Origin of the sequence: Baekduia sp. (assembly GCF_035996765.1) — a bacterium.
GTDB lineage: Bacteria > Actinomycetota > Thermoleophilia > Solirubrobacterales > Solirubrobacteraceae > Baekduia.
In genome coordinates this window covers 1-25,194 of record NZ_DASYJG010000020.1, presented here as the reverse complement: position 1 = coordinate 25,194, position 25,194 = coordinate 1, and the positions used below count along the sequence as shown (strand labels likewise).

Annotated in this window: 24 protein-coding genes; 14 read left to right on the top strand and 10 right to left on the bottom strand. The window is 71.4% G+C overall.

Annotated features, from left to right (window positions below):
* Positions 1-74: 74 nt before the first annotated feature.
* The 3 genes from VGO10_RS04085 to VGO10_RS04075 are packed head-to-tail and all read right to left on the bottom strand — an operon-like array spanning position 75 to position 2,997.
* Entirely contained in the window at positions 75-926 is an 852-nt protein-coding gene (locus tag VGO10_RS04085; RefSeq protein WP_327465428.1) for an arginase family protein, read from the bottom strand.
* Entirely contained in the window at positions 923-2,074 is a 1,152-nt protein-coding gene (locus VGO10_RS04080; protein WP_327465426.1) for an ArsA family ATPase, read from the bottom strand. The genes VGO10_RS04085 and VGO10_RS04080 overlap by 4 nt, the downstream gene beginning before the upstream one ends.
* Complete coding sequence (locus tag VGO10_RS04075) at positions 2,071-2,997, bottom strand: ArsA family ATPase (RefSeq protein ID WP_327465424.1); 927 nt, start codon at positions 2,995-2,997, stop codon at positions 2,071-2,073. Before VGO10_RS04075 ends, VGO10_RS04080 begins: the two co-directional genes overlap by 4 nt.
* Positions 2,998-3,079: 82 nt before the next feature.
* Here VGO10_RS04075 and VGO10_RS04070 point away from each other — a divergent pair, with 82 nt between their 5' ends.
* From VGO10_RS04070 to ftsZ, 6 genes are all read left to right on the top strand, one after another.
* Positions 3,080-3,346 (top strand): hypothetical protein, encoded by a 267-nt coding sequence (locus VGO10_RS04070; RefSeq protein ID WP_327465422.1) that lies wholly within the window; start codon positions 3,080-3,082, stop codon positions 3,344-3,346.
* Positions 3,347-3,997: 651 nt separating this feature from the next.
* Positions 3,998-5,593 (top strand): RHS repeat-associated core domain-containing protein, encoded by a 1,596-nt coding sequence (locus tag VGO10_RS04065; protein ID WP_327465420.1) that lies wholly within the window; start codon positions 3,998-4,000, stop codon positions 5,591-5,593.
* Between the two features lie 139 nt (positions 5,594-5,732).
* A complete protein-coding gene (locus tag VGO10_RS04060) occupies positions 5,733-6,218 on the top strand; it encodes a hypothetical protein (RefSeq protein ID WP_327465418.1) in 486 nt (161 codons plus the stop codon).
* Between the two features lie 39 nt (positions 6,219-6,257).
* Positions 6,258-6,704 (top strand): hypothetical protein, encoded by a 447-nt coding sequence (locus tag VGO10_RS04055; RefSeq protein WP_327465416.1) that lies wholly within the window; start codon positions 6,258-6,260, stop codon positions 6,702-6,704.
* A 337-nt stretch (positions 6,705-7,041) separates the two neighbouring features.
* Complete coding sequence (locus tag VGO10_RS04050; protein ID WP_327465414.1) at positions 7,042-7,797, top strand: AAA family ATPase; 756 nt, start codon at positions 7,042-7,044, stop codon at positions 7,795-7,797.
* Positions 7,798-7,807: 10 nt separating this feature from the next.
* On the top strand, positions 7,808-9,406 hold the full coding sequence (ftsZ, locus tag VGO10_RS04045; RefSeq protein ID WP_327465412.1) for a cell division protein FtsZ: 1,599 nt from the start codon (positions 7,808-7,810) through the stop codon (positions 9,404-9,406).
* A gap of 60 nt (positions 9,407-9,466) precedes the next feature.
* Here the strand turns inward: ftsZ and VGO10_RS04040 are convergent, their stop codons facing one another.
* The 4 genes from VGO10_RS04040 to VGO10_RS04025 form a co-directional block, all read right to left on the bottom strand.
* Positions 9,467-10,894: a putative bifunctional diguanylate cyclase/phosphodiesterase gene (locus tag VGO10_RS04040; RefSeq protein ID WP_327465410.1), complete on the bottom strand. Its 1,428-nt coding sequence runs from the start codon at positions 10,892-10,894 to the stop codon at positions 9,467-9,469.
* 96 nt (positions 10,895-10,990) lie between these two features.
* The gene (locus VGO10_RS04035) at positions 10,991-12,880 is read right to left on the bottom strand and encodes a PAS domain S-box protein (protein ID WP_327465408.1); all 1,890 of its coding nucleotides are present in this window, start codon (positions 12,878-12,880) and stop codon (positions 10,991-10,993) included.
* Positions 12,877-13,512 carry a response regulator transcription factor gene (locus VGO10_RS04030; protein ID WP_327465406.1) on the bottom strand — a complete coding sequence of 212 codons (636 nt, stop codon included), beginning with the start codon at positions 13,510-13,512 and terminating at the stop codon, positions 12,877-12,879. The genes VGO10_RS04035 and VGO10_RS04030 overlap by 4 nt, the downstream gene beginning before the upstream one ends.
* A gap of 16 nt (positions 13,513-13,528) precedes the next feature.
* On the bottom strand, positions 13,529-13,888 hold the full coding sequence (locus tag VGO10_RS04025; protein ID WP_327465404.1) for a response regulator transcription factor: 360 nt from the start codon (positions 13,886-13,888) through the stop codon (positions 13,529-13,531).
* A gap of 124 nt (positions 13,889-14,012) precedes the next feature.
* On the opposite strand from VGO10_RS04025, the gene VGO10_RS04020 reads away from it, so the two are divergent.
* The 3 genes from VGO10_RS04020 (at position 14,013) to VGO10_RS04010 (ending at position 16,952) form a co-directional block, all read left to right on the top strand.
* The gene (locus VGO10_RS04020) at positions 14,013-15,428 is read left to right on the top strand and encodes a gamma-glutamyltransferase (protein ID WP_327465402.1); all 1,416 of its coding nucleotides are present in this window, start codon (positions 14,013-14,015) and stop codon (positions 15,426-15,428) included.
* 26 nt (positions 15,429-15,454) lie between these two features.
* Complete coding sequence (locus VGO10_RS04015) at positions 15,455-15,904, top strand: hypothetical protein (RefSeq protein ID WP_327465400.1); 450 nt, start codon at positions 15,455-15,457, stop codon at positions 15,902-15,904.
* An 85-nt stretch (positions 15,905-15,989) separates the two neighbouring features.
* The gene (locus VGO10_RS04010) at positions 15,990-16,952 is read left to right on the top strand and encodes a DMT family transporter (RefSeq protein WP_327465398.1); all 963 of its coding nucleotides are present in this window, start codon (positions 15,990-15,992) and stop codon (positions 16,950-16,952) included.
* Here the strand turns inward: VGO10_RS04010 and VGO10_RS04005 are convergent.
* The gene (locus VGO10_RS04005) at positions 16,926-17,549 is read right to left on the bottom strand and encodes an LON peptidase substrate-binding domain-containing protein (protein WP_327465396.1); all 624 of its coding nucleotides are present in this window, start codon (positions 17,547-17,549) and stop codon (positions 16,926-16,928) included. The two genes, VGO10_RS04010 and VGO10_RS04005, sit on opposite strands and share 27 nt — an antisense overlap.
* A gap of 51 nt (positions 17,550-17,600) precedes the next feature.
* Between VGO10_RS04005 and VGO10_RS04000 the strand changes: the two genes are divergently transcribed.
* A complete protein-coding gene (locus tag VGO10_RS04000; RefSeq protein WP_327465394.1) occupies positions 17,601-19,022 on the top strand; it encodes a deoxyribodipyrimidine photo-lyase in 1,422 nt (473 codons plus the stop codon).
* Between the two features lie 21 nt (positions 19,023-19,043).
* On the opposite strand, the gene VGO10_RS03995 is transcribed toward VGO10_RS04000, so the two are convergent.
* The gene (locus VGO10_RS03995; RefSeq protein WP_327465392.1) at positions 19,044-19,952 is read right to left on the bottom strand and encodes a class I SAM-dependent methyltransferase; all 909 of its coding nucleotides are present in this window, start codon (positions 19,950-19,952) and stop codon (positions 19,044-19,046) included.
* A 198-nt stretch (positions 19,953-20,150) separates the two neighbouring features.
* Here VGO10_RS03995 and VGO10_RS03990 point away from each other — a divergent pair, with 198 nt between their 5' ends.
* From VGO10_RS03990 to VGO10_RS03975, 4 genes are all read left to right on the top strand, one after another.
* Positions 20,151-21,857 (top strand): hypothetical protein, encoded by a 1,707-nt coding sequence (locus VGO10_RS03990; RefSeq protein WP_327465390.1) that lies wholly within the window; start codon positions 20,151-20,153, stop codon positions 21,855-21,857.
* A gap of 43 nt (positions 21,858-21,900) precedes the next feature.
* Positions 21,901-22,701 (top strand): class I SAM-dependent methyltransferase, encoded by an 801-nt coding sequence (locus tag VGO10_RS03985; protein WP_327465388.1) that lies wholly within the window; start codon positions 21,901-21,903, stop codon positions 22,699-22,701.
* Positions 22,698-24,101, top strand: a complete 1,404-nt coding sequence (locus tag VGO10_RS03980) for a 1,4-alpha-glucan branching protein domain-containing protein (RefSeq protein WP_327465386.1) — start codon at positions 22,698-22,700, stop codon at positions 24,099-24,101. The genes VGO10_RS03985 and VGO10_RS03980 overlap by 4 nt, the downstream gene beginning before the upstream one ends.
* 64 nt (positions 24,102-24,165) lie before the next feature.
* The gene (locus VGO10_RS03975; RefSeq protein ID WP_327465384.1) at positions 24,166-24,615 is read left to right on the top strand and encodes a hypothetical protein; all 450 of its coding nucleotides are present in this window, start codon (positions 24,166-24,168) and stop codon (positions 24,613-24,615) included.
* Here VGO10_RS03975 and VGO10_RS03970 read toward each other — a convergent pair.
* Positions 24,612-25,194: acyltransferase (locus VGO10_RS03970; RefSeq protein ID WP_327465382.1), on the bottom strand; the 583-nt coding region annotated here is incomplete at its 5' end. The genes VGO10_RS03975 and VGO10_RS03970 overlap by 4 nt on opposite strands.

Sequence of the window (25,194 nt, the reverse complement as noted above, 5' to 3'; positions counted from 1 at the left end):
CACCCTGCGCAGCACCCACGCGCTCCGCACTGAGCGCCGCCGGCACCTCGCAGCACCCGCCGCCGAACCGCCGATCAGCGCTGGGCGAGCGCGCGCTCGGCGATCCGGCGCGCGATCGTGCGCGCCGCGTCGAGGATCCTGCCGTCGCCGTCGTCGGCCGGCTCGTAGGCGGTGAGCGCCGCGGCGAGCACGGTCGCGTGGTCGAACGTCGTGTCGATGGCGGCCAGGACGGTCTCCAGCGACGGGCCGCCGGGGGCGGCGAAGCGGTTGGCGTGGCCGACCGCGGTGTCGAGGACGTCGAGGTCGACGTGGAGGTAGAGCCGTTGCGGGAGCGCGGTGATCGCGGCCGTCGCGGCCCAACCGTCGAAGGCGCCCGGCACGGTGCGCAGCGCGCTGGCTGCGAAGCGGTCGCGCTGGTAATCGGCGAGGTCGCGGACGCCCAGCAGCGCGACACGATCCTCAGCGAGAGCGACCGCGTTGGCGATCGTCGCGTGCTGCGCGGGCCAGGCCGAGCCGCAGAGGATCGAGAGCGCCATGACGTCCATCGACCCGCTCACGTTGTCGTCGGGCGTGTCGAAGTCGGCGTGGGCGTCGAGCCAGACGGCGCCCTGCGCGCCGCAGCCCGCCACGGTGCCCGTCGCGCTGATGCAGCCGCCGGCCAGGATGAGCGGGAAGGCGCCACGGCCCCGCGCCTCGCGCACCGCCGCCTCTTGCGCGCGCAGCAGGTCGAAGAGCCGCGTGACCTCGCCGACGGCCGGGTCGGCCGCCAGGATCCGCTGGACGGTCGGCGCCCAACCGGCGGCGCTCAGGCCCTCGTGGAGCGTCGCGTCGCCGGCCAGCAGCGCGGCACCAGCGCCCATCCCGATGTCCGGCGTTCCGTGCTCGAACGGCCAGGCGATGACCGCGAGCGGCGGCCCAGCGCTCAAAACGCCGCTTCGCTCAGCAGCGCGCTTCGCTCAGCACCCTCCGCGAACAGATGGCGGTGCACCAGCACCAGCCCGTCAACATCATGCACATCGCCGTCGAGGTGCGGGACGATGATCGGGTCCTGGTCGCCGATCTCGCGCTGCAGCCGCTCCACAGCGCGCGCGTCGCGGTGGGCGAGCACGCGGAACTCCCGCAGCGTCCGCGCGACCTTGCGCGCCAGGGCCGCGTCACCGCCTAGCTCGGCGGCGATCACCGCTTCGTCGACCGCTTCGTCGCCGTCCTCGGCCAGCGGGTGCACGCGGTTGACGACCAGACCGCCGAACGGCATCCCCGCCTCCCGCAGCTTGCCGCCGAAGAAGATCGCCTCCTCGACCGGCTCGCGCTCGGGCGACGTCACGATCATGAAGGCCGTGGCACCGTCGGCCAGCAGCGCCTTGACGCCGGCCGCCCGCTCGCGGAAGCCGTCGAGCACGGTGCTCAGCGCGGCGAAGAAGACGCTCAGGTCGTTCATCAGGTCCACGCCGGTCACGCGGCGCAGCACGCCGAAGACGACGCTCGTCCCGCGGCCTACGACCTTCGCGGCCAGCCCCGACGGCGCCAGGAACAGCCGCAGCGCCCGGCCTTCCAGGAAGCCGGTCAGCCGGTCGGGCGCGTCGAGGAAGTCCAGCGCGTTGCGCGACGGCGGCGTGTCGAGCACGATCACGTCGAACTGGCCGGAGCGATCCAAGTCGTACAACTTGGCCACCGCCGTGAACTCCTGCGACCCGGCCACGGCGCCCGAGAGCTCGCGGTAGATCCGGTTGGCCAGGATCTCGTCGCGCGTCTTCTCATCGGGCGCCAGCCGCTCGATCAGCTCGTCGAAGGTGCGCTTGGGGTCGAGCATCATCGCCCACAGCTCGCCCTCGATCGTGATGCCATGGCCGGCGAAGCGCTCGTCGTCGACGCGTCGCGGCTCGGAGCCGAGCTGCTCGATGCCCAGCGCGTCGGCCAGCCGCCGCGCCGGGTCGATCGTCACGACGCAGACCCGGGCCCCGCGCGCCGCCAGCCCCATCGCGATCGCCGCCGACGTCGTCGTCTTGCCGACCCCGCCCGAGCCCGCGCAGACGACCACCCGCATGCCTTCCAGCCGTGCCACGAGGTCGCTCACCGGACCAGCTCCTCGCCCAGCCGCGCCAGCGCGTCGCCGCCGAGGCCGTCGTGGTCAAAGACGAACGGCAGCGTGCGCAGCTCGACGCCCGAAACGCCGCGCCGCAGCCTGGCGACCTGTGCGCGATGGGCCCGGGCACGCGCCGCCTCGGCCCGCGCGGCGCGCACCGCGCGCGAGCCGCCCCCACCCACGGCCTCCAGCGCCGCCACGTCCGCGCGCCGAAAGCGGGTCGGCAGCACGCCGTTGACCACCACCGCCGCGAAGCGCTGGTCCAGCTCGTCGCGCAATGCGTCGCGCAACGCCAAGGTCTCGTTGACCGGCATCTCCTCGGCGGTGGCCACCGCGACGATCCCCGTCTGCTCCGGGTCGGCGAGCATCCCGTGGATGATGGCGCCCTGGCGCGCGATCGGTCCCATGCGTGCCGCATCGGAGAAGGTCCCGGGCGCGGTCAGCACCGCGACGCCGTGGCCGGTGGCGGGGGCGTCGAGGATCACGAGGTCATATGGATGGGCGCCCGGCGTGCGCCGGTCGGGCTGTGCGAGCTCCCAGACCTTGCCGACGGTCAGCAGCTCCCGCAGCCCCGGCGTCGCCGCCACGAGGTAGGAGAACATCCGCGACGCGGTGAGGAGATCGGCGACCCCTCTCGGGAGTTGATCTTTGACGTACTCCTCCAGCGCGGACTCGGGGTCGATCGAGATGTGGTGCAGCCCGGCGCCGAGGTCGCGCTCGACGAACGTCTGGCCCTCCGGCACGGCGCCGGGGGCAAACGCCCGCGAGATGTCGTCGCGCGCGGCCACCTCGGCCACGATCGTCCGCCGTCCGCGGGCGGCTGCCGCCATGCCCAGCGCGGCCGCGACGGTCGACTTGCCGACCCCGCCCTTCCCGGTCACGACGAGCAGCGGCTTGGTGAGGAGCTCCCGCATCTCGCCCGCAGGACCCTACTGGCGTCCAGAATCGGTTGGACGCGCTCAAGGTGGCGGGTGAGAGGTCGATGGCGCTTTGACCATGTCCGTTTCGCCCAGCACCCCGCATGGAGCACCGTCGCTGGCCGAAGTTCTGATCACCCGGACCTTCGCCAAGCCCACAAACCCGTTCGTCGACGGCGAGTTCCTTAAAGCGCTCGAACACGCCGACGACGGTGAGTCCAAGGCGGCGATCGCATCCGCCAAGCCGGGCTCCGGCGCGGGTTCGGCGCCCCAGGACGACACGGCCGGCGAGGCCGCCAGGCATCAGCCCGCACGGACGGGCGCCCGGATCGACGTCCGGGTTTGAAGACCTAAGCGTCGGTCTGCGTGAACGTGGTGGGGTCGCGTCCGAGGTCTCGGGCGATGTCGACGTCGAAGAGCGCCGGAAAGAGGTCCCCGTGCTCGCGGATCGGTGACCTTGCCGTAGAGACGTCGATGCTCGGGGAGCGCGTGAAGCCATAGTGCTCGTAGAAGCTGGTGGCGTTGCGGTCGATGGCGTCAACGACGATCAGGCGCCCGCCGGCGAGCGGAGAGCACGGTTTACACCTACGATGGCGACGGTAACCGGACCTCGGTCACCGATCGCAACGGCCACGAGACGACCACGAGCTACGACGCCAACAACCGACCGATCGCGGATCATCGGCCCGATGGGACGACGTGGTCGACCTCTTACACCTCGACCGGCCAGGTCGCTTCGCGCACCGACGGACGCGGCAAGACGACGAGCTACACCTACGACCACCAGCAGCGCCCGCACACGGTCACCGACCCGCTTGATCGCGTCACCACCTTCGGCTACGACGCCGCCGGCAACCGGACCTCGATCGAGGATCCCGGCGGTCACCTGACGACCCAGGCCTACGACGCCGCCAACCAGCTCACCACGATCGACTACTCCTCGCCGACTACCGACGACGTCAGCTTCACCTACGACGACAGCGGACTCCGAGCCACGATGGTCGACGGCACCGGAACGACGACCTACACCCACGATGATCTCGGACACCTGACCAGCCAGACAACAGGCGCAGGACAGGTGACCACCTACCACTACGACGACTGGGACCACGTCACCGCGATCGACTACCCCGACGCGCTCACGGCTGTGACCGTCGGCAGCGGCACGGGCCCGACCCATGTCACCACCGGCACGGTTCACCGAACCTACGACGCCGACGGCGAACTCACCTCGGTCGCTGACTGGCTCAGCAACACCACGACCTTCACCTACAACAATGATGGTGAGCTGACCGACGTCACCCGCCCCAACGGCGTCAACGCCAGCTACACCTATGCCAACGACGGCAGCCTCATCACCCTCACCGACAACGCAGCAACCGCCACGCTCGGCCGCGACGACGAGCGCCGCGTGACCTCCACGACGGCGCCTGTCGACACCTACAGCTACGACGCAGCCAACCGCCTCACCTCGGATGCCTCGCGATCCTACGACTACGACGACGCCGACAACCTGACGGTCGCCGCCACACCAGCGGGCGCGGCGACCGAACAGCACTTCGACGACGCCAACCAACTCACCGCCCGCACCCAGGGCGCCACCACCGTCGCGACCTTCGATTACGACGACGAGGGTCGCCGGGCCAGCGAGACCGAGGCCAGCGCGACGACCGACCTCGGCTGGTCACAGGCCGATGACCTGCTCTCCTACGACGGACCCGACCGCAGCGGCGCCGCATCGACGACCTCCGAGCAGTACGGATACGACGGCGACGGCCTGCGTCAGACCAAGACAAGCGACAGCCAGCGCACCCATCAGGCCTACGACATCTCCAGCGATCTGCCGCTGATGATCGAGGACGGCCCGACCGCCTACATCACCGGCCCTGACGGCCTGCCGCTGGAACAGATCGACGCCGCCGGCACCGCCCTGTGGTTCCACCACGACCAACTGGGCAGCACCACCACACTGACCTCGGCCACCGGCGCGACCGTCCAGTCCTACGCCTACGACCCCTACGGACAGCGCACCAGCGCAGCCCCCACCGTCGAAAACCCGTTCCAATTCGCGGGCCAGTACACCGACGCCAAGACCGGCCTGCAAGACCTCCGCGCCCGGTACTACGACCCGGCCACCGGCCAGTTCCTCAGCCGCGACCCCCTCGAAGACACAACCCTGCACCCCTACGCCTACGCCGACAACGACCCCACCAACGCCACCGACCCCTCCGGCCTCTCGGTCTTGAGCACGGTCTCCGATGCCGCCGCCGGCACCCTCGACGGCCTCACCGGCGGCTACAGCACCAAACTCGCCGCATCACTGCTGGACTTCAACCTCGACTGCGCCCACTTCGGCGCGGGCTTCTCAGCCCTCCGCACCGCCGCATTCGTCGGAAGCCTCGCCGATGGCGAAGGCGAACTCGCACTCGCCGCACGCCTCGGCATCAAAGAAACCCAAGCCGCAAAGGGCCCGGAAACAGCGCTTTCGCAGGCGGGCAAGCGAGGCCTTGCAAAACGGATCGGCGAGATTCCCCGATCCTCCTCGCCGGTGGCGCAGGGCGGTTCAGCCAAGACCGGCCGATGGTGGGAGTAAGACGACGTCGGTGGCCGCAGGAAGATCGTCGTCGAGCATCCAGACGGCACCGTCCACGTCGGTACCCCGAAGCCCCAGAGCACCCACCGCGATGGTGGTCCGCCGAAGTACTACGACGACGGCAACTACGGACACGTCGGTGAGTGACGCGTTGCCGAGCGAGCTCGCGCGTCGTCTACGCGTCAACCGTTACAGGCAGGCCGCCGACGTCTGCCTCGGCGTCTTGCGCGGACTCGGTGTCGATGAGTCACAGACGCGGGTGCTTGACATCACGGATACCGACGAAATTTGGCCCGTCTACCTCGAACGCCTTCGAGCAGGCGGAGAGGCACGTGAGCGATGGTCAGCAGCACGCGCCGACGAGGTTGGTCACCGAGTGGACGAGCTCCGCTCGGTCGCCGGCAGTGTGACGATGGTGTGGCTGGCGCTCGTCGATTCTGAGCCCATCGGTGTGGAAGTGCAGGCTCAGGTGTTGCTCGACGCGGCGATGAGCTATCTCGTTTCACGCGCCGGAGATCTGATGCTTGCGACGGGGGACGTCGCCGATGGGGTGTGTGTCGAACGCAACCACCTCGCCACGGGCGACGAGTTCGAGATCGTCACCTGGGGACGGTTCGCGCCGTGAGACTCGTATGCGGACGCTCGCATTGCTGCTTTTCGTCACGTGCGCGGTCATGTTCGCGTCGCCAAGCGTGACTGGACGACCGAGGCCATCGACGAGGCCGTCCAATCCGGCAAGCAGGTTCGTGCGGTCAACAAGGCGACCGGGAATCCGGCTACGCGTAATCCATCCGAACACGGTCAGTCGGTAGTGATCGACGACGTCACGGGCCAGGTGATCCACGTCGGTGGCCCAGGGTTCAAGTACGGAGGACCGGGCAGTGGATCTCCTGTGACTTTGGCCGAGATCTTCGTCCGCGTGCTTGACGAGAACGTCGACGTCTGGCGGCCTGTCAAGGCCGAGCAGATCGCATGGGACCGCTTCCGCATCGTCGAGCAACCGAATGACCGCGGCACGGAGCGTTGGGACTTCGAGCCAGGCGATGAGGTGATGTGCGAGCTCGTCGACTCCGATGACGAGACCTTCCTGACGACGCTCCTTCAGCCATGAGCGGCGAGCAGCGCGCGTTCTTGATGAGCCGAGTCGACGGGCTCTCGACGGCTACGAACGCGGTGACATCACGTTGGCCCGGCTCGTCGCTGACGGTGAGAGCTCCATCGAGGCCTATTCGATATCGCCGACAATGCTGCGCTGACGCGAATAGCGGGGGCAGAATTCGAACCTGCGACCTTCGGGTTATGAACCGACGGTCGGCGCTGCTCAGCCCCCGCCGGCGATACCCACTGCGCGAGCAACCGGGAGGAATAGCCCGGCCCGCTGCGAATACCGCCCCGATGGGTCCCGAACCGACCACGACGGAGCCTTCCGTGAACTGGGAGATCGCAGCATGAAGGTCATCGCCTTCGCCAATCAGAAGGGCGGCGTCGCCAAGACGACGACGACGCTCAACCTCGCCGTCGCGTTCGCCGAGAAGGGCAACCGCGTTCTGTGCATCGACATGGACCCTCAGGGCAACCTGACCATGTCCCAAGGCATCGATCCCGACACGGTCGAGCAGTCGATGTACGACGTGCTCGTGCATCAAACGTCGATCCGCGAGGTCGTCCGCAAGCGTGAGATCGACATCGCCTGCGCCTCGATCGACCTCGCCGGCGCCGAGATCGCCATGTCGACCCAGATCGGCCGCGAGCGCTCGCTCCAGAAGGCGCTCAAGCTCGTCGAGGACGACTACGACTTCGTCTGCATCGACACGCCGCCGAGCCTCGGGCTGCTGACGATCAACGCCTTGACGGCTGCCGACAAGGTGATCGTCCCCGTGCAGTGCGAGTATCTCTCCATGCGCGGGCTCATCCAGCTGCAGAACACGATGCAGATGATCCGGGAGAACCTCAACCCGGAGATCCAGATCGAGGGCATCCTGCCCACCTTGATGGACACGCGCACCGTCCACGCCAAAGAGGCCATCCAGATCCTGGAGGAGAACTTCGGCGACCGAGTCTTCGCATCGCGGATCAAGAAGACGATCCGCTTCGCCGAGGCGCCCGTCAGGGGCATGTCGGTCCTGAAGTACGAACCCGACGGGGTGGCCGCCCAGTCCTATCGCGATCTCGCGACGGAGGTTCTCGCCAATGGCCAGCGGTAAGCGTGCGAGCATGAGGGAGGGCCCGTTGGCGGCCCTCTTCCGCCGCACCGACGAAGACGCGCCCGAGGGCGCCGAGAGCACGCCACAGGCGAGCGCGCCGGAGGAGAAGACGACGCCGCAGGCCGCCTCGTCCGCTCCGCCGGCCGAGGCCATCGTGCCGCCGGCCACGCCGGCCGCCGCGCGTCGTCGCGAGCCCGATCCGCTGCGTGACGAGGGTCCGGCCGCGACGACCCCGCCGCATCCGCGTGAGACCGGCTACCCGCATCCGTCGCTGGGTGCCGATCCGGAGCCCGAGGCGACAGAGGCTTCGCGCGCCCCGTCGGCCCAGGAGCGCCTGCGCAACGCGTTCAGCTCCGAGCTGCCCGACGACATCCTCGCCCCGGGTGGGCGGGCCGATTCCGAGCCCGCTCGCGCGAGACGCGCCGTGGCGGCGCCCGCGCCTGCACCGGCCGCTGACCCCTACGCCCGCAGCGCACCGAGCTACGACGAATCCCCCTGGGGCGCCAAGGTCGCCGGCTCGCCGGTCATCCGCGTCGTCGGCGTCGGTGGTGCCGGCGTCAACGCGGTCAACCGCATGGTCGAGGCCGAGGTCCAGGGCGTCGAGTTCCTGGCCATCAACACCGACCTGCAGTCGCTGCAGCAGTCGACCGCCGACATCACGCTGCACATCGGCCCGCAGGTCACGCGTGGGCTCGGCGCCGGCTCCAATCCTGATCTCGGCCGCCAGGCCGCGATGGAGGAGTACGACCGCATCAAGTCCCTGATGAAGGGCAGCGACATGGTGTTCATCGCCGCCGGCTCTGGCGGCGGCACGGGCACCGGCGCCGCGCCGATCGTCGCCCGCATCGCGCGGGAGATCGGCGCGCTCACGGTCGGCATCGTCACCAAGCCGTTCGGCTTTGAGGGCTCCCGTCGGGCCCAGCAGGCCGACGTCGGCATCGAGGCGCTGCACGCCGAGGTCGACACGCTCATCGTCGTCCCCAACAACCGCCTGCTCAGCGTGCTGGACAAGCACACCTCGATGGTCGACGCCTTCCGCGTCGCCGACGACGTGCTGCGCCAGGGCGTGCAGGGCGTGTCGGACCTGGTGACGCTCCCGGGCATCATCAACCTCGACTTCGCCGACGTGCGGACGATCATGTCCGAGGCCGGCGCGGCGCTGTTGGGCATCGGCATGGGCGTGGGCGACAAGCGCGCGCTGGAGGCGGCCGAGCAGGCCGTGTCCTCACCGCTGCTGGAGACGAGCATGGAGGGCGCCCGCTCGATCCTGCTCTCGATCACCGGCGGCAAGGACCTGTCGCTGTGGGAGGTCAACGAGGCGGCCAAGGCCGTCGCCGCCGCCGCCCACCCGGACGCGAACATCATCTTCGGCGCGATGGTGGACGAGAAGCTCGAGGACCAGGTCTGGGTGACGGTCGTGGCCACGCGCTACGGCAACGCGCCCAAGCGCCGGTCTGAGCCGCGGATCGAGGAGCCCAAGGGCACCGGCGAGCCGCGCATCGAGCGCAGGACCCCATCGCCCGTGGCTTCTCAACGCGAGCCGATCTCGGTCCGCCGCGGCGGCGTCGTCTCCGACCTCGACGTCCCGGAGTTCCTGCCGCGTCGTTAGGGGACGACCGCGGTTCGCAGCACCTCGAGGGCCCGCGCCGATCGCGGGCCCTCGGTCGTTCTATGCCGCCGAGCTCGCGGCGCGCTCGATCAGCCAGTCGCCGAAGCTCGCGGCCGTCATCGGGCGGCCCAGCTCGAAGCCCTGGGCGATGTCACACCCCGCGTCACGCACCGCGTAGTAGGCCTGTTGTGAGGAGACGCCCTCGGCGACGACCGTGAGATCGAGCGCGTGGGCGAGCGCCACGATCGACCCGACGATCGCCGCGTCCTCGTGGGAGTCGGCCATGTCGCGCACGAACGAGCCGTCGATCTTCAGGGCGTCGACGGCCAGGTGCTTGAGGTAGGTCAGCGACGAGTAGCCGGTGCCGAAGTCGTCGAGGGAGAGGCGGACGCCGAGCTCTTTGAGCTCGTGCAGCACGCCGATCGGCCCGACCGCGTCGGCCATGACGATGTCCTCGGTGATCTCCAGCTCGAGGTGGTGCGCTTCCAGGCCGCTCTGGCGCAGCAGCGCCGCGACCTCGGTCGGCAGGTCGGGGTCCATCAGGTTGGTGACCGACAGGTTGACCGCGACCGTGAGCATGTGGCCGGCGGCGCGCCACTGCGCGCAGCGTTCGATCGCATCCGCAAGCACGAGGAGCGCCAGCGGGCCCATCAGCCCGGCGCGTTCGGCGAGCCCCAGGAACGCGGCGGGCGGCATCAGCCCGTGTTGGGGATGGCGCCAGCGCACCAGCGCCTCAGCGCCGCGGACGATGCCGGTGTAGGTGTCGATCTGCGGCTGGAAGTGGACCTCCAGCTGCTCATCGGCGAACGCGGCGTGCAGGTCGGCGGTGAGCGTCAGGCGCGTGGGGGAGTGGAGGTCGCGCTCCGGCGCGTAGACCTCGATGCTCGTGCGTTGGGCTTTGGCGAGGTGCATCGCGACGTCGGCGCGGCGCGCGAGCCCGGTCGCGTCGGTGGCGTGGCGTGGCGCCATCGCGATGCCGATGTTCATGCCGAGGCGGATGCCGAGCCCGGCGACCTCCAGCGGCGTCTCCAGCAGCGTGCGCAGCCGGCGCCCGACCGCCACGGCATCGTCGGCCTGGCTGCCGGTCAGCAGGACGGCGAACTCGTCGCTGCCGACGCGGGCCAGCAGGTCGGCCTCGATCGCGACATGCTCGAGGCGCAGGCCGACCTGCCGCAGGACGGCGTCGCCGGCGTCGTGGCCGAGGGTGTCGTTGACGTCCTTGAAGGCGTCGATGTCGAGGAGCAGCAGGGCGGCGCGCGCGTCGGGCTCGGCGAGGGCCGCTTCCAAGCGGCGGTGCAGCGCGCGGCGGTTGGCCAGGCCGGTGAGGTCGTCGATGAGCGCGCCGTGTCCGGCGACATCGAGCTGGCGCAGGAGCGTCGAAGAGGGTGACGGAGCGATGACGGATGCGTTGTGGATGCGGCGGCGGGCGCGTGGGGAAAGCGCGGTGAGCCGACGCCAGGGTCTGGGGCGATCGGAGGAGGAGGACATGCACGAATGCTCACCGATGGTCGCCGTCGTGACCATCGGCAAAGCAGGCGGTCCGCCGCCGCACATCGACCTCCACCGATCGGAGGAGCGTGAGGGTCAGTCGATCGGGAGGCGGACCACGACGGTCGTCCCTCCTCCGCCCGGTGCGCTGCCGAGGTCCAGGCTGCCGCCGACGGCCTCGACGCGCTGGGTGAGCGAAGCGAGCCCGATGTGCCCGTGCAGTGGTGCGGCGGCGACGTCGGCGGCGTCGATGCCGCGCCCGTCGTCGGCCACCTCGAGCAGGACGTCGCCGTTCTCGCCGGCCACGCGGACCCGAACGATGTGGGCCTGTGCGTGCTTGGCGCAGTTGGTCAGCAGCTCACGGGCGAGCGACATGACGAGCTCATCGCGCAGGCCGGTCGCGGTCGCGTCGACGGTGACCTCGGCGCGGAAGTTGCCCTGGCGCGCCGCCTGGTCGGCGGCCGCCTGCATCGCCGCCTCCAGCCCGCCGTGCTGGAGGACCACGGGGTGCAGCGCGTGGACGGCCTCGCGCAGCAGCGCGACGGCCCGCTCGACGCCCTCGCGGGCGTAGCTGAGCATCTCTTCCCGCGCGGTGTCCTCGCTGGTTGCCGCCGCCTCGACGAGATCCTGGCGGGCGGCGAGCAGATCCTGCAGCGCGCCGTCGTGCAGCGCTTCGGAGATGCGCTGGCGCACGCGCTCCTCGGCCTCGAGGTTCTCGGCGACCAGCCGCCCGCGCAGGGTCGCCAGGGCTTCGATCTCTGCCTCGTGGTGCAGCCGGTCGATCGCCGTGGCCAAGAAGGAGGCCAGCGCGTCGAGGAACGCGACGCGCTGATCGAGCGCGGCGACGCCGGGGGCGAGCGCGTGCGTGGTGAGCACCCCGAAGGGACCCTCGCGGCCACGGATCGGCAGGACGACGGAGCAGCGCACACCGGCCTCGCGCAGCGGAGCCGAGTACGGGAAGCGCGTCTCCTGCAGCCAGTCGGCGACCACCAGCGGGCCGTGGGCGGTCAGCGCATGGTGGACGATCGAGTCCGCGGCGGGCGGCAGCGCGGTGCCCGAGACCTCGCCGAAGCCGAGGCTCGCCGCGAAGGTCATGCTCCCATCGTCTTCCAGGGCCAGGATGGTGGCCATGTCGGTGCCGAGCAGGTCGACCGCGACGCGGCAGACGTCGTCGAAGAGGTGTTGAAGGTCAGAGCCCGCGAGCGCGAGCTGCCCGAGGCGGGCGATCGCCTGCTGCTGGCGGGTGATCAGGCGCTCTTGGGTGACGTCCTGGATCGTGCCGCGGATGTGATCCTCGCCACCGTCTTGATAAGCCTCGCCGTGGCTGAGCAGCACCCGCCGGCGCCCGCCCTCGGGGCCCGGGATGCTGTACTCGAGCTCCCACGGCTCGAGATCCTCGGCCGCGCGACCCAACACGGCGCCGGCATGCTCGGCCTCGGCCGGAGTCATCAACGCCCAGAAGCGCTCATCGTTGATCGGCGGCTCGCTGGGGTCGATGCCGAACAGCCGGTAGGTGCCCAGCGACCAGGTCAGCGACGAGTCCGACAGCCGCCACTCGAAGCTGCCGAGCCCCGCCAGGCGCTCGGCCTCGGCGAGGCGGCGCTCGCTCTCACGCAGCTCGGTGAGGTCCTGATGTTGCGCGGTGACGTCGCGCGCGACGCCGTAGAAGTAGCCGTCGCGCTCGTCGCGCGCCGTCGTCCAGCGCAGCCAGACCCAGTGGCCGTCGGCGTGGCGGTAGCGGTTCTCGACCTGCGCCGACGGGTCCTGGTCGGCGATCGCCTCGATCGCCTTGGCCGTGCAGTCGGTGTCGCCGGGATGCAGCAGCTCGGAGACCACGCGACCGATCAGCTGCTCAGAGCGGTAGCCGAGCACGCGCTCCCAGCTGGGGTTGACGCTGACGATGCGGCGGTCGGGGTCGACCACGATCAGCAGGTCCCGGCTCAACGTGAACAGCCGCTGGGCGTGGCGCTCCTCGATGCCGCTCATTCCAGGAGCCCTGCCCGCATCGCGGCAGCGACTGCCGCCGCACGGTCGGACACGCCGAGCTTCTCGTAGAGCGACTGAAGGTGTGTCTTGACGGTGGACGGGCTGAGGTGCAGCTGGCGGGCGATCTCCGGCGCCGAGCCGCCCTCGGCGATCAGCCGCAGCACCTCCTGCTCGCGCGGGCTGAGGACCGGACGGCTCTCGGTCTCGCGCAGCTGGATCTGGGCGGCCAGGCCCGATTGGATCTCCGGCGAGAGGACCGTCTGGCCGCGGGCCACAGCGGCGACCGCGTCAAAGATCGTCGCGCGATCGGCCTCCTTGGACAGGTAGGCCGCGGCGCCGAGCGCCACCGCGCGGTAGACGAGCTCTGAGTCGACGTGGGCCGACAGGAAGACGACGCGCGTGGTGATCCGCTCGCGGGCGATCGCGTTGAGGACCTCGGTGCCGGTCAGGCCCGGCATCCGGACGTCGAGCACGGCGACGTCGGGGGTGAGGCGGCGGATCTCGGGCAGCGCGGTGCGACCGTCGGCGCACTCGCCGACGAGCTCCAGGTCGGGGCGCTCCTTGATCGCCCGGACCAGTCCCTCCCGGTACATGGGGTGGTCGTCGGCGACGAACACCCGCACACGGCTCATGCCGCCTTATAACTGCTCAACGCAAAGCGAGCAAGCGACGGCAGATGTCGTCGCGGGCCAGGTCCTTGCTCAGCAGCGCCTGCACGCCCGCGGCCTCGGCTGCCGCGGTCAGCTCGTCGGTGGAGCTGCCGGTCAGCAGGACGACCGTCGTTCCGCCGAGCTCGCGCAGCCGCCGGGCGACCTCGAGGCCGTCGAGGCCGGGCATCCGGACGTCGAGCAGGGCGATGTCGGGCGAGGCCTCGCGGATGAGCGCCAGCGCCTGGGTGCCGTCGGCGGCCTCGCCGACGAGCTCGAGCGTGCCGAAGCGCCGGATGGCCCGCGCCAGGCCCCGGCGGTAGGTCTCGTGGTCGTCGGCGATCACGACGCGCAGGAGCACGTCTCCCATTTCGCACCGAAGTGGTGCACCGGGCCATCCACCGATCGGATGGTCCAGGGGTGGAGGACTGCCGCAGGTCGGCAGCAAGACCGGGAATCCGGGCTTGGTGTCAGGATCTGGGCAGATGGAGGGGATCGTCGCTGCCGGGCACCCGGTGTCCGCCGAGGCGGGCGCTGCCGTGCTGCGCGCGGGCGGCAACGCGGTCGACGCGGCGATCGCGGCGTGCCTGGCGTCGTGGACGGCCGAGCCGCTGCTGACGGGGCCTGGCGCGGGCGGCTACCTGCTGGTCGCCGGGCCTGGTCAGGAGCCGACGCTGCTGGACTTCTTCGTCGCCGCGCCGTCGGACGGCGAGCGCGCGCCGCTGCTGCCGATCGACGTCTCGTTCGGGGACGCGATGCAGACCTTCCACGTCGGCGCCGCGTCGTGCGGGGTGCCGGGGACGCCGGTGGGCTTGGAGGAGGCGGCGCGGCGCTGGGGGACGCTGCCGCTGGCCGACCTCGCCGCGCCGGCCGCGGCGCTGGCGCGCGAGGGCGTCGTGCTCAACGAGGCCCAGGCCTACGTCTTCGAGATCCTCGAGGGGATCCTGCTCTCCACGCCCGAGGCCGCCGCGCTCTTCGCGCCGGACGGCCGCGCGCTGCGCGCCGGCGAGCGCTTCCGCTCGGCCGAGCTGGCTGACACGATCCTGCGCTTTGGTGTGGAGGGCGCGGCGCCGTTCGTGGACGGCGATCTCGCGGCGGCCGCCGTGGACTGCGTCGCGCGCCGGGGCGGGACGCTGACGGCGGCCGACATCGCCGGCTACGCGCCGATCGCACGGGCGCCGGCGCGCGTCGCCTACCGCGACCGCACGGTCGTGACCAACCCGCCGCCGTCGGCCGGCGGGACGCTGCTGGCGATCGCGCTGGCGCGGCTCGACGGCCAGGACGTCACGCCCGCGTCGCTGCTGGACGCGATGGCCTGCGCGCAGGCCGCGCGGACGCCGGAGTTCGACTCCCGGCTGGGCTCGACGACGCACGTGTCGGTACTCGACGGCGACGGCGGCGCGTGCGCGGTGACGTGCACCAACGGCGAGGGCTCCGGCCTCGTCGTCGCAGGCACAGGCATCCACCTCAACAACGTGATGGGCGAGGAGGACCTCAGCCCGCTGGGCTTCTTCACCGCGCCGCCGGGCCGGCGGATGCCGTCGATGATGGCGCCGACGGTCGTCCTCGGCGTGGGCGGCGAGGTCGAGTTGGTGCTCGGCAGCGCGGGCTCCAACCGGATCCGCTCGGCGATCCTGCAGACGATCGTCGGCGTCGTCGACCACGGCCTCGACGCGCGCGCAGCCGTCGAGGCGCCGCGGCTGCATCTGGAGGGCGAGACCGTCTACGCCGAGCCGGGGATCGACCTGACGGGGCTCGACGCCGGCGGCCGGACGCTGGCGCCGTTTCGCGCCCGCAACCTCTTCTTCGGCGGCGCCCAGGCTGTGGAGCGCGACCGTGCGACCGGCCGCCTGTCGGGCGCCGGCGACCCGCGCCGCGGCGGGGCGTCGGCACGGGCGTGACGCCGCTGCGACAGGATGGCCGCTGCATGCCGTTCCGCCGCCTCGTGGTTCTCCTCGCCGTTGTTGCCGCCGCCACGCTGGCCGGCTGCAGCGGACCAGCGCCCGTCGACCTCTTCCTCGTCCAGCGCACCGGCTCGATCGCCGGCGCGCGCCTGACCTTGCGCATCAGCGACGACGGCGGCGCTTACTGCAACGGCGGCAAGCGCCGGGAGATCACCTCCGCGCAGCTGATCACCGCCCGCGAGATCCGCCGCGAGCTCGACGGCGACAAGAACGACGACGAGAACAAGATCGGTCTCGCGGCCAAGCACATCAACCTGCCGCCGGGCGACATCACGACGTTGAGCTATCGCGTGCGCAGCGAGATGGGCACGGTCGTCTTCAGCGACACCTCGGCCCATCAGCCGCAGACCTTCTATCGCTTGGCGCAGCTGACGCGCGACGTCGCCCGCGGCGCCTGCGGCCTCCCGCGCTGAGCGCACGTCAGGCCATCAGCCCCGCTGATGGCAACGGCAAGACATCATCATCTTCGCTGGTGCGGGGACGTGGCACACTCGATCGGTGACCCCGCGCGCCTGGCTCTCGCTCTCGTTCACCGCCGCGCTGTGGGGCGCGTCGTACATGTTCATCAAGGTCGCGCTCGACGGCGGGTTGTCCGAGGGCTTCATCATCTGCGCGCGGACGATCCTCGGGGCGGCCGTGCTGGCGCCGCTGGCGATCCGCTCCGGCGCGGTGCCGATGATCATGGCCCGCCGCGGCTGGGCGCTGGCCCTGGCCGCCGCGCAGGTCATCGTCCCGTTCGGGCTGATCACCTTCGGCGAGAACCACGTGCCCTCGGCACTGGCCGGCATCCTGGTGGCGACCGCGCCGCTGTTCGTCGCGCTGCTGGCCGTGAAGTTCGACCCGGCCGAGCGGTCGCACGGCTGGGGACTGTTCGGCGTCGTGCTCGGGATGGTCGGCGTCGTGCTGCTCTTCGGCGTCGATCTCAGCGGGGATGCCGAGACGCTGCTCGGCGGCCTGATGGTCGTCGGCGCGGGCGCCTGCTACGCCGTCGCGGTCCTGATCGTCAAGCGCGGCTTCACCGGTGTGCCGCCGGTCGGCGTCGCGGCCTCCAACCTCGTCATCAGCGCGGTCGCCTGGCTGCCGGTCGCCGTGCTCTCCCTGCCGACCCACAGCCCGGGCGCCAACGCGATCCTGTCGATGCTCGCGCTTGGTGCGGGCGGCACCGGCCTGGCGTTCCTGTTCTTCTACACCTCGATCGCCGAGGTCGGCCCGGCGCGCGCGTCGGTCGTCGCCTACGTGGCGCCGGCGTTCGCAGTGATCTACGGCGTCGTCCTGCTCGGTGAGGAGCTGACGTTCGGCACGATCGGCGGCCTCGTGCTGATCCTCGCGGGCTCGTGGCTGGCGGCCTCGGGCCGCCTGCCGGGGCGGGCGGAGGCGGAGGTCCTCAGCCGAAGCGAACCTTCCCGTTTGACCGAGCCCGCGCCCGAGGCTCGCTTAACCGAAGCGGACCTTCCCGTTTGACCGAGCGCGAGCCTGCGCGCGTTCGATGAAGTCCAGCCGCTTGACCGCGGCGCGGAAGAGACGGGTGAGCAGTGCGAGGCGCGCGTTCTCGGAGCGCAGGTCGAGCAGCCCCTGCTTGGCGTCGGGTCCGAAGTCGACGGTCGCGGCCATCTCGTAGGCGGTCAGGGGCTCCAGCAGCTCAGGTTCAAGGATCTTGTCGGTGGCTTCCTCGACGAGGCTGCCGTAGGCCTCGTGTGCCGCGTCGACGATCGGTGCGTCAGTTGGCTCGGGCAGGTCGTCGAGGAACTCGATCGCACCGGCGGGATAGACGTGGTCGAAGTGCTCCTCGAGGATCCGGAAGGGGCGCGTGCCGCGCGTGAGGATGTCCAGCCCGCCGTCCTCATGGCGCTCCAGCACCTCGGTGACCTCCATCGCGCAGCCGTTGGCCTTCAGCCCGTCGTCGGCGTCCCACACGATCCCGAACTCGCGCCCGTCGTCGAGGCAGTCGTCGATCATCGCCTTGTAGCGCTCCTCGAAGATGTGCAGCGGCACGATCTCGTGCGGCACCGCGACGATGCCCAGCGGGAAGAGCGGGAAGTCCGGTCGTTGCTCACCCATGTGCCGATTGTAGGTTGAGCCGCGTGCGGCGGTGCGCCGTATGAGCGAGAGATGAGCGCCACCGCCGTCGTTTGGTTTCGCCGTGATCTGCGCCTGCACGATCACCCGGCGCTCGTCGCGGCCCTTGCCGACCACGAGCGCACCATCCCGCTCTACGTGCTCGACGACAAGCTCTTGCACGGGCGTTACGCCAGTCCGGCGCGGGCGCGCTTTCTCCTCGGCTGCCTGCACACGCTCGACGAGGATCTGCGCGCGCTCGGCTCTGGGCTGGTGATTCGCCACGGTGCACCGGAGCAGGAGGTCGTCGCAGTAGCGCAGGAGACGGGCGCCCAGACCGTGCTCTGGACCAGCGACGTCGCGCCCTACGCACGGCGACGCGACCGGCGCGTCACCGAGGCGTTGCGCGACGCCGCCATCGAGGCCCAGCCGCACGGCGGCGGCTACCTCGTCGATCCCTCGCGGCCGCGGACCCAAGGCGGCAAGCCCTATGCGGTCTTCACGCCGTTCTGGCGCGCGATCGCGGAGGTGGAGCGCCGGCCCGTGCACCGCGCGCCGACCGCGCTCCCGCCGCTGCCGTCGTCGTTACGCACGGGCCGGCTGCCGTCGGCCGAGGCATTGAACATCAACAACTCCGAGGTCCCCGAACCGGTCGTCGAGCCCGGGGAGGCCGCGGCTCGCGCCGCGCTGGAGCGCTGGCTGCGCAGCGCCCTTGACCGCTACGCCGAGCGCCACGACGCGCTCTCGGATCCCGGCACCTCGGTGCTCTCGCCCTACCTGCGCTGGGGTTGCCTGTCGGCACGCGAGTGCGAGGAGCGCGCGCAGCGTCACGGCGGCGCCGGCGCCGCGGCCTTCGTCCGTCAGCTCGGCTGGCGCGACTTCTACGCCCATCAGCTGCTCATGTACCCCAAGAACGTCGGGCAGGAGTTCCAGGAGCGCTATCGCGGCAGCCTGCGCTGGGCCGACGACGCCGAGGCGCTGGCGGCGTGGAAGGACGGGCAGACCGGCTATCCGCTGGTTGACGCCGGGATGCGCCAGCTTGCTCGCACTGGCTGGATGCACAACCGCGCGCGGCTGGTCGTCGGCTCGTTTTTGACCAAGGACCTGCACATCGACTGGCGCGAGGGCGAGCGCCACTTCGCGCGCCTGCTGCTCGACGGCGAGCCCGCGCAGAACAACGGCAACTGGCAGTGGATCGCCTCGGTCGGCGCCGACCCCGCGCCGTACTTCCGGCGCCTCTTCAACCCCATGACCCAACAGCGCAAGTTCGATCCCGACGGCCGCTACGTCCGCACCTGGGTGCCCGAGCTGGCCAATGTCCCCGACGGCAAGCTCGCCGAGCCGTGGACGATGAGCGATAGCGAACAGGCAGCGGCGGGCTGCGTGATCGGCACCGACTACCCGGCGCCGATCGTCGACCACGCCCACGAGCGCGAGGTCGCCAAGCGGCGCTACGGCGCAGCGGCCGGCCGCTGATCGCCGGCGCCGCCGCGCGCGCTACTTTTGCGCCGTGATCATCAAGTTGTAGAAGATCGCCGACGGCAGTCGCGGCTCGAGCAGCACGCGGTCGACGTGTTGGAGGCCAACGTACCCACGGAAGGCGTACATCTTCCACGCCCACGGCACCGTCTCGGGGTCCGCGGTCGCCTCCAGCGCGCGGTTGGCCCAGCCGAACCAGTTGGCCAGCAGCTCCTCGCCACGCACGCGGACGTCGCCGAAGGCGGCGGCGCGGGCGCCGGAGGCCAGCTGCTCGGGCGTGAAGGCGTGGACGTCGACCATCGACTCCAGCTGGTGGTTCTCGGCGCCGCCGTCGAGGTTGCCCTCCGACGCCGGCCGCGCGCGCATGGCGCGCCGCCACGCCGGCGCGACGCGCGAGGCCGCCCGCTTGGGCACGTTGGCGATGCGATCGCCGTGGTGCGACGGCTCGCCCGCGAAGACCGCGACGCCGCCGGGCGCCAGCACGCGGTGGATCTCCCGCCACGCCTGGTCCAGATCCGGCAGGTGGTGCAGGACCGCATGCCCGAGGACGAGGTCAAAGCTCGCATCCTCGAACGGCAGCGCCTCGGCGTCGGCGATGCGCGCATCGACATCCAGGCCCAGCGCCGTCGCGTTGCGCTCCAGCGCATCGACCATGCCCTGGGAGATGTCGGTGCAGGTCGCGTCGGTGATCACGCCCGCCTGCAGCAGGTTGAGCGAGAAGTAGCCCGTGCCCGCGCCGAGCTCCAGGCTGCGGTCAAACGAGCGCAGGTCGCCGCCCAGCGCCTTGCGCAGCTTGCCCAGCACCTGCGTCCGGCCGATCTCGCCGAAGTCGATGCCCCACTTGGCGTCGTAGTCGGCCGCGGCGCCGTCGTGGTAGCGGGTGTTGACGTCGCGGATCTCCTCCGCGGTGGCAGGGGCGGGGCTCATAGGCCGCGGCATGCTAGCGACGAGCCGCCGCGGGCGGGGTGTCCAGAGAGTGGCCAGATTGGAAGCTTGAGGCGCTTGACATCCTCCGGACGAATGGACGATGGAGAGAACGCGATCCGTGCTCCACCGTGTTGGCCGGGACAGGGAACCGCCGCGGCACGGACGTCCGCGGCGCTCAGCACGACAGCAGGGGATTCGATGTCAGGGAAGATCCGCGCGGCGTTCGCCGTCGCGCTGGCCGCTGCCGGCCTCACGGGCTGCGCCGGCCTCAACGGCTACTCGGTGCGCGATGAGCACGCCGCCCAGCAGGACGTCATCGGCGACGTCGTGCACGTCGGCGCCGCGCTCTGCCTCGACGACGACGTCGATGCGATCACGGGTGCCGGCGACTCGTTCAGTCGCAGCCTCGCGATCCCCGCCAACGGCGACGGCGTCTGCGACTCCCGGCCCCACCAGGCCGGCTTCACCCAGGGCTTCGCCGACAACGGCGGCGTCCAGTTCTTCGGCGCCTTCCTCGTGCCCGACAGCGCCAAGGCGCCGGCCACGGCGACGGCGACGCTGCCCTCCGGCTTTGACGCCACCACCGTCACGCTGACGCGCAAGCCCAGCCTCGACGAGACGCTGCAGCACACGCGCCCGGCGCCCGCCGGCCAGCAGTGGGTCGGCTACATCTCGCCGGTCGTCGGCCAGGCGGCCGAGCCCGGGGAAGACCTGCCGGAACTGGCCGCCGGCCTTCAGCGCATGGCCGAGAGCGACACGCCTCCGGCGACCGACGGCAACGGCGACTGGTCGGTGGCCGCCGACTTCACGCCCGCCCGCGGCGACGGCGGCCTGCCGGCCCCCGCGACCTTCGCCCACGCGGTGCTCGGCGGCATGCGCATGGCCTACCCGGAGTCGCTCTACGACGGCGTCGACCCCAACGGGCTGGACGCGACCGGCAGCGAGAGCTTCGGCCTGCAACTGCTCGACTCGCGCCCGGTCGACTGCCAGGAGTACCGCGGCTTTCCCTACCCCCAGCTCTACGGCGTCGACCTCGAGGGCTTGGAGACCAACGACCACGGCCTGCCGCTCGTGCCGACGACGCTCTGCGGACGCACGTCGCCGGGCGGCGCGCTGGCGCTGAAGGACCTGCGCGGCTCCGGCGGCGAGGCGAGCGTCGTGGCTGGCGAGAAGGCCAAGGTTCCCTTCACGCTGCGCTACGTCGGCGACCCCGGCCCGTCGTTTGCGCTCAGCGCGAGCACCGGAATGCCCGGTGCGGCGGTCTCGCCGTCGCCGGCGGTGCTGACGCCCGCTGCGCCCGGCTTCCAGGACGCGACGGTCACGGTCGCCGTGCCGTCCGCGACCGCGCCCGGCGCTTACGCCGTGACGCTGACCGCCACCGTCGGCGGCCAGGTGCGCACCGCGCAGGGGACCGTGAACGTGACCGCGCCGGCCAGCGCGAAGGCCACGCCGGACGTCGGCCAGGACGCCGACGCCGACGCCGACATCGCGGGCGCCGGCGCCACCACCACGGCGTCGGTGCGCACGCGGATGCTCGAGTTCCGCGGCTTCGATCGCAGCGGTGTCGGCCCTGACGGCAAGTCCATCAACCTGGGCGACGTCCTCTGCCACAAGGCCGAGGGCTCCTGCGGCTGGGTCACCGTCCAGCTGACCGTGCGCTGGGAGCAGCTGCACGCCGGCGCCGAGGCGGCTCGTGCCGCCGCCCGCTCGCGGGTGCGGATGGTCACCATCGGCACCGCGAGCCTGAACGTTCCCGCACAAGGCCGCCGGCGCGTGACCGTCTCGCTGGCGCCCGGCGTCGTCAAGCTGCTCAACAGCGGCCTGATCCTGCACGCGGTCGTCGCGGTCCGCCCGGCGCGCAACCGCGTGCCCATGGTGCACCGGATCGCGCTGCGCCGCGGCTGAAGCCGGTGGCGAGGCGGGCACCTGTAGCGTGCCCGCCTCGTCCATGCCTGACCAGACTTCCGAGCCGACCACGCCCCAGCTCTACCTCCAGCGCGACCAGCCCGATGGCGTTCCACCGCTGGCGCTCACCGGCGAGCGCACGCTGCCCGACGTGCCCGAGGAGAACTACTGGTACCAGCGCCACCTGATCGTCTACGAGTGGATCCGCGAGCGGGTCGGCGGCCTGAAGGTCATCGACATGGCCTGCGGCGAGGGCTATGGCAGCAGCGTGCTGGCCGGGCAGGCGGCGGAGGTCGTCGGCGTCGACGCCAACCCGGCGGCCCACGAGCATGCGCGGCTGCGCTACTCGTCGCCAACAGTGCGTTTCGCACGCGATCTCGTCGAGACGTTCGCCGAGCCGGCCGACGCCGTCGTCTTCCTGCAGACGATTGAGCACGTCCAGAACCCGGACGAGATCCTGGAACGCTTCAAGGCGCTGACGGCCGACAGCGGCGCTCCTGCGGTGTACGTGTCGACGCCCAACGTGCTGACGCTCGCGCCCGAGGGCGCCGAGAAGTCCGGCAACCCATGGCACGTCAAGGAGTACCGGCCCGAGGAGTTCCACGCGCTCTGCGCCGCGCACTTCTCATCGGTCGAGGTGTACGGGTTGTTTCACGCGCGCAAGCTCGCGGTCCACGAGTTCGCCATCAAGAAGCTGCGCTGGGATGACGTCCACAAGGGCCTGCGCCTCACCAAGCCCTTCTACAACTGGTTCACGCCGGCGATCTCTGTCGCGGACTTCACGCTCACGGCCGACCGGCCGCTGGAGCGCGCGCTGGACTTCGTGGCTGTCTGCCGACCATGAGCGGCGGGAGCGGTCGCCTCGCGATCGTCCTGCACTCGCACATGCCCTATGTGGAGGGCTTCGGGACGTGGCCGTTCGGCGAGGAGTGGCTCTTTGAGGCGGCGGCGACGGTCTACGTGCCGTTGTTGGAGTTGTTGGACGCCCGCGAGGCGCAGGTCACGCTCTCGGTGACGCCGGTCCTCGCCGACCAGCTCGCCGCGCCCGGCGTCCACGAGCGCCTGCTCAGCTTCCTGCGCGACCTGCGCGTCACCACCCACGCGCTCGATGCCGACGGCTGTCGCGCCGGCGGCGAGCCCGTGCTAGCCGCCGAGATCGAACGCGCCGGCGCCGACTACGCGCGCGCCGCCGACCGCCTCGACGCGCTCGGCGACGGTGGTCTGGCCCGCGGCTTGGCGCGCCACACCGCCTGGACCTCGAGCGCGACCCACGCCGTGCTGCCGCTGATCGCGACCGACGGCGGCGTCCGACTCCAGCTGCGCGCCGGGATCGAGGCCCACCGCGCACGCGGCGCCGCGGCCGGTGCGCCACCGTGGCGCGGCGGGCTCTGGCTGCCCGAGTGCGGCCACGCGCCGTGGCTGCATCCGCTGCTGGAGGAGGCCGGCGTGCACGCGACCTGCGTCGACCTCACCGACGTCCTGCCCGGCGCGCGGACGCCGCTGGCGACCAGCGATGGCCCGCTGCTGGTCCCGATCGACCGCGCCGCGATCGAGTTGGTGTGGAGCGACGGCGGCTACCCCGCCGCCGCCGCCTACCGCGACTCGCACCGCAAGAGCGTCCACCACCACCATCCATGGGCCAACGACGGCGCCGTCTATGACCGCGACCGCGCGCGCGAGCAGGCGACGATCGACGCCCAGGACTTCGTCACGCGGGTCGCCGAGCGGGTCGCCGGCGGCGGCCTCTCGGTCTGTGCGCTGGACACCGAGCTGCTCGGCCACCACTGGTACGAGGGGCTGGACTGGCTGGCCGCGGTGCTCGATGCGGCGCCACGGGTCGGCCTGGAGATCATCGGCCTCGACGATGCGCTGCACGACACGCCCGTGGTGGCCGCGCCCGACGCGCTGCCGACCACGAGCTGGGGCACGCCGCGGACGTTGTGGACGTGGGATGGCCCGCAGGTCGCCGATCTGGCCTTCGCCGCGCGGGCGGCGGAGCTGCGCACGGTCGCCGCGGCCGTCTGCGACGGTGCCGACGCCCGCGCGATCCGTGAGCTTCTGGCGCTGCAATCCAGTGACTGGGCCTTCCTGGTTACCCGGGACATCTCTGGCCCATATCCGCGTGAACGCGCCGCCGGACATCTCGCGGCGCTGCAGGCCGCGCTCGCCGCGCCTAGCACCCAGAATCCGGCGCTACGCGGTCTCGCACCCTTTGCAGACGCTTCGATGCTGCTCGTTCCGTGAAAATTCGTTCGGGCACGAGTGACATTTCGCGTCGTTCTGTCCGCGCGATGACGATGATGTGCGGATGGCCGGCGTGCATGCGCAGCCCGTACCGCTCGCGGTTGACGAGCGGCAAATTCTCGCGTCGCTCGCCGAGCACGCGCTGGAGCCCGCTGGGGAGCGGCTCGTCCTTGCTGCGCGCCACGGTGGCTCCGGGCGCGGCGCGGCAGACTGCCTGCGTGACGTCATCGAGGAGGCCGAGGCGCTCGCTCGGATCTTCGAGGCCGCCCAAGACGGCTCCATCGACGTCGCCGATCCGCTCGTCCGGACGTGGCTCGGTCGCCGCCGCGACGCGCTCCTGGCCCTGCTGCGCGACGACCGCGCCGCCCTCTATGACTCGCTCGCGGCCCGCCACGCGACTGCCGAGGCCAGCGTCGAGCCGGCCATCGCCCAGCGCTGGCGCCTGGTCGACGAGGACCTCGAAGAGCTGGCGCTGGTCGCGCGCCTGTTGAGCGACGCGCTGGACGAGGGCTAGGTCCAGCGCAGCGACGCGGGCGTCTCGCGCATGCGCAGCACGCGCGCCGGCGCGCCCGCGACGACGGCGTCGGCCGGGATGTCCTTGGTGATGACGGTGTTGGTGCCGATCACGCTGTTGTCGCCCACCGTCGCGCCGCGCAAGAAGCAGGCGCCGTAGCCGACCCAGACGTTGTGGCCGACGCGCACGTCGCGCTTGTAGATGCCCTGCAGCCGGATCGGCCGCTCCACGTCCACCACGCCGTGATCGAAGTCGATCAGCATCACCCGGTCGGCGACCACGCACTCGCGACCGATCGCCACGTGCTGGAAGGCGGAGATCGTGCACTCCTGACCCAGCACGGTCTTGGCCCCGATGCGGACCTCGCCCTCGTGCACGCGGATCTTGCAGCCGTGGCCGATCCACGACCAGCGCCCGAGGACCAGGCGCGCGCCGCGCTTGATCTCGAGCGTCACGCCCGGACCGACGAAGCACATCCCGTCCGTGACCAGGCGGCGGCCGAACCGCAGCTTCAGCCATCCCAGCCGCAGCAGCAGCCGCGCGTACTTCGGGCTCAGCATCCCGTGGGCGCGCAGGAAG

Bases quoted from the DNA above. Each gene is read 5' to 3' on its own strand.
- VGO10_RS04075 (WP_327465424.1), bottom strand. From the start codon at position 2,997: ATGCGGGAGCTCCTCACCAAGCCGCTGCTCGTCGTGACCGGGAAGGGC.
- VGO10_RS04070 (WP_327465422.1), top strand. From the start codon at position 3,080: ATGTCCGTTTCGCCCAGCACCCCGCATGGAGCACCGTCGCTGGCCGAA.
- VGO10_RS04065 (WP_327465420.1), top strand. From the start codon at position 3,998: ATGGTCGACGGCACCGGAACGACGACCTACACCCACGATGATCTCGGA.
- VGO10_RS04050 (WP_327465414.1), top strand. From the start codon at position 7,042: ATGAAGGTCATCGCCTTCGCCAATCAGAAGGGCGGCGTCGCCAAGACG.
- ftsZ (WP_327465412.1), top strand. From the start codon at position 7,808: ATGAGGGAGGGCCCGTTGGCGGCCCTCTTCCGCCGCACCGACGAAGAC.
- VGO10_RS04040 (WP_327465410.1), bottom strand. From the start codon at position 10,894: ATGTCCTCCTCCTCCGATCGCCCCAGACCCTGGCGTCGGCTCACCGCG.
- VGO10_RS04035 (WP_327465408.1), bottom strand. From the start codon at position 12,880: ATGAGCGGCATCGAGGAGCGCCACGCCCAGCGGCTGTTCACGTTGAGC.
- VGO10_RS04030 (WP_327465406.1), bottom strand. From the start codon at position 13,512: ATGAGCCGTGTGCGGGTGTTCGTCGCCGACGACCACCCCATGTACCGG.
- VGO10_RS04020 (WP_327465402.1), top strand. From the start codon at position 14,013: ATGGAGGGGATCGTCGCTGCCGGGCACCCGGTGTCCGCCGAGGCGGGC.
- VGO10_RS04015 (WP_327465400.1), top strand. From the start codon at position 15,455: ATGCCGTTCCGCCGCCTCGTGGTTCTCCTCGCCGTTGTTGCCGCCGCC.
- VGO10_RS04005 (WP_327465396.1), bottom strand. From the start codon at position 17,549: ATGGGTGAGCAACGACCGGACTTCCCGCTCTTCCCGCTGGGCATCGTC.
- VGO10_RS04000 (WP_327465394.1), top strand. From the start codon at position 17,601: ATGAGCGCCACCGCCGTCGTTTGGTTTCGCCGTGATCTGCGCCTGCAC.
- VGO10_RS03995 (WP_327465392.1), bottom strand. From the start codon at position 19,952: ATGAGCCCCGCCCCTGCCACCGCGGAGGAGATCCGCGACGTCAACACC.
- VGO10_RS03990 (WP_327465390.1), top strand. From the start codon at position 20,151: ATGTCAGGGAAGATCCGCGCGGCGTTCGCCGTCGCGCTGGCCGCTGCC.
- VGO10_RS03985 (WP_327465388.1), top strand. From the start codon at position 21,901: ATGCCTGACCAGACTTCCGAGCCGACCACGCCCCAGCTCTACCTCCAG.
- VGO10_RS03980 (WP_327465386.1), top strand. From the start codon at position 22,698: ATGAGCGGCGGGAGCGGTCGCCTCGCGATCGTCCTGCACTCGCACATG.
- VGO10_RS03975 (WP_327465384.1), top strand. From the start codon at position 24,166: ATGGCCGGCGTGCATGCGCAGCCCGTACCGCTCGCGGTTGACGAGCGG.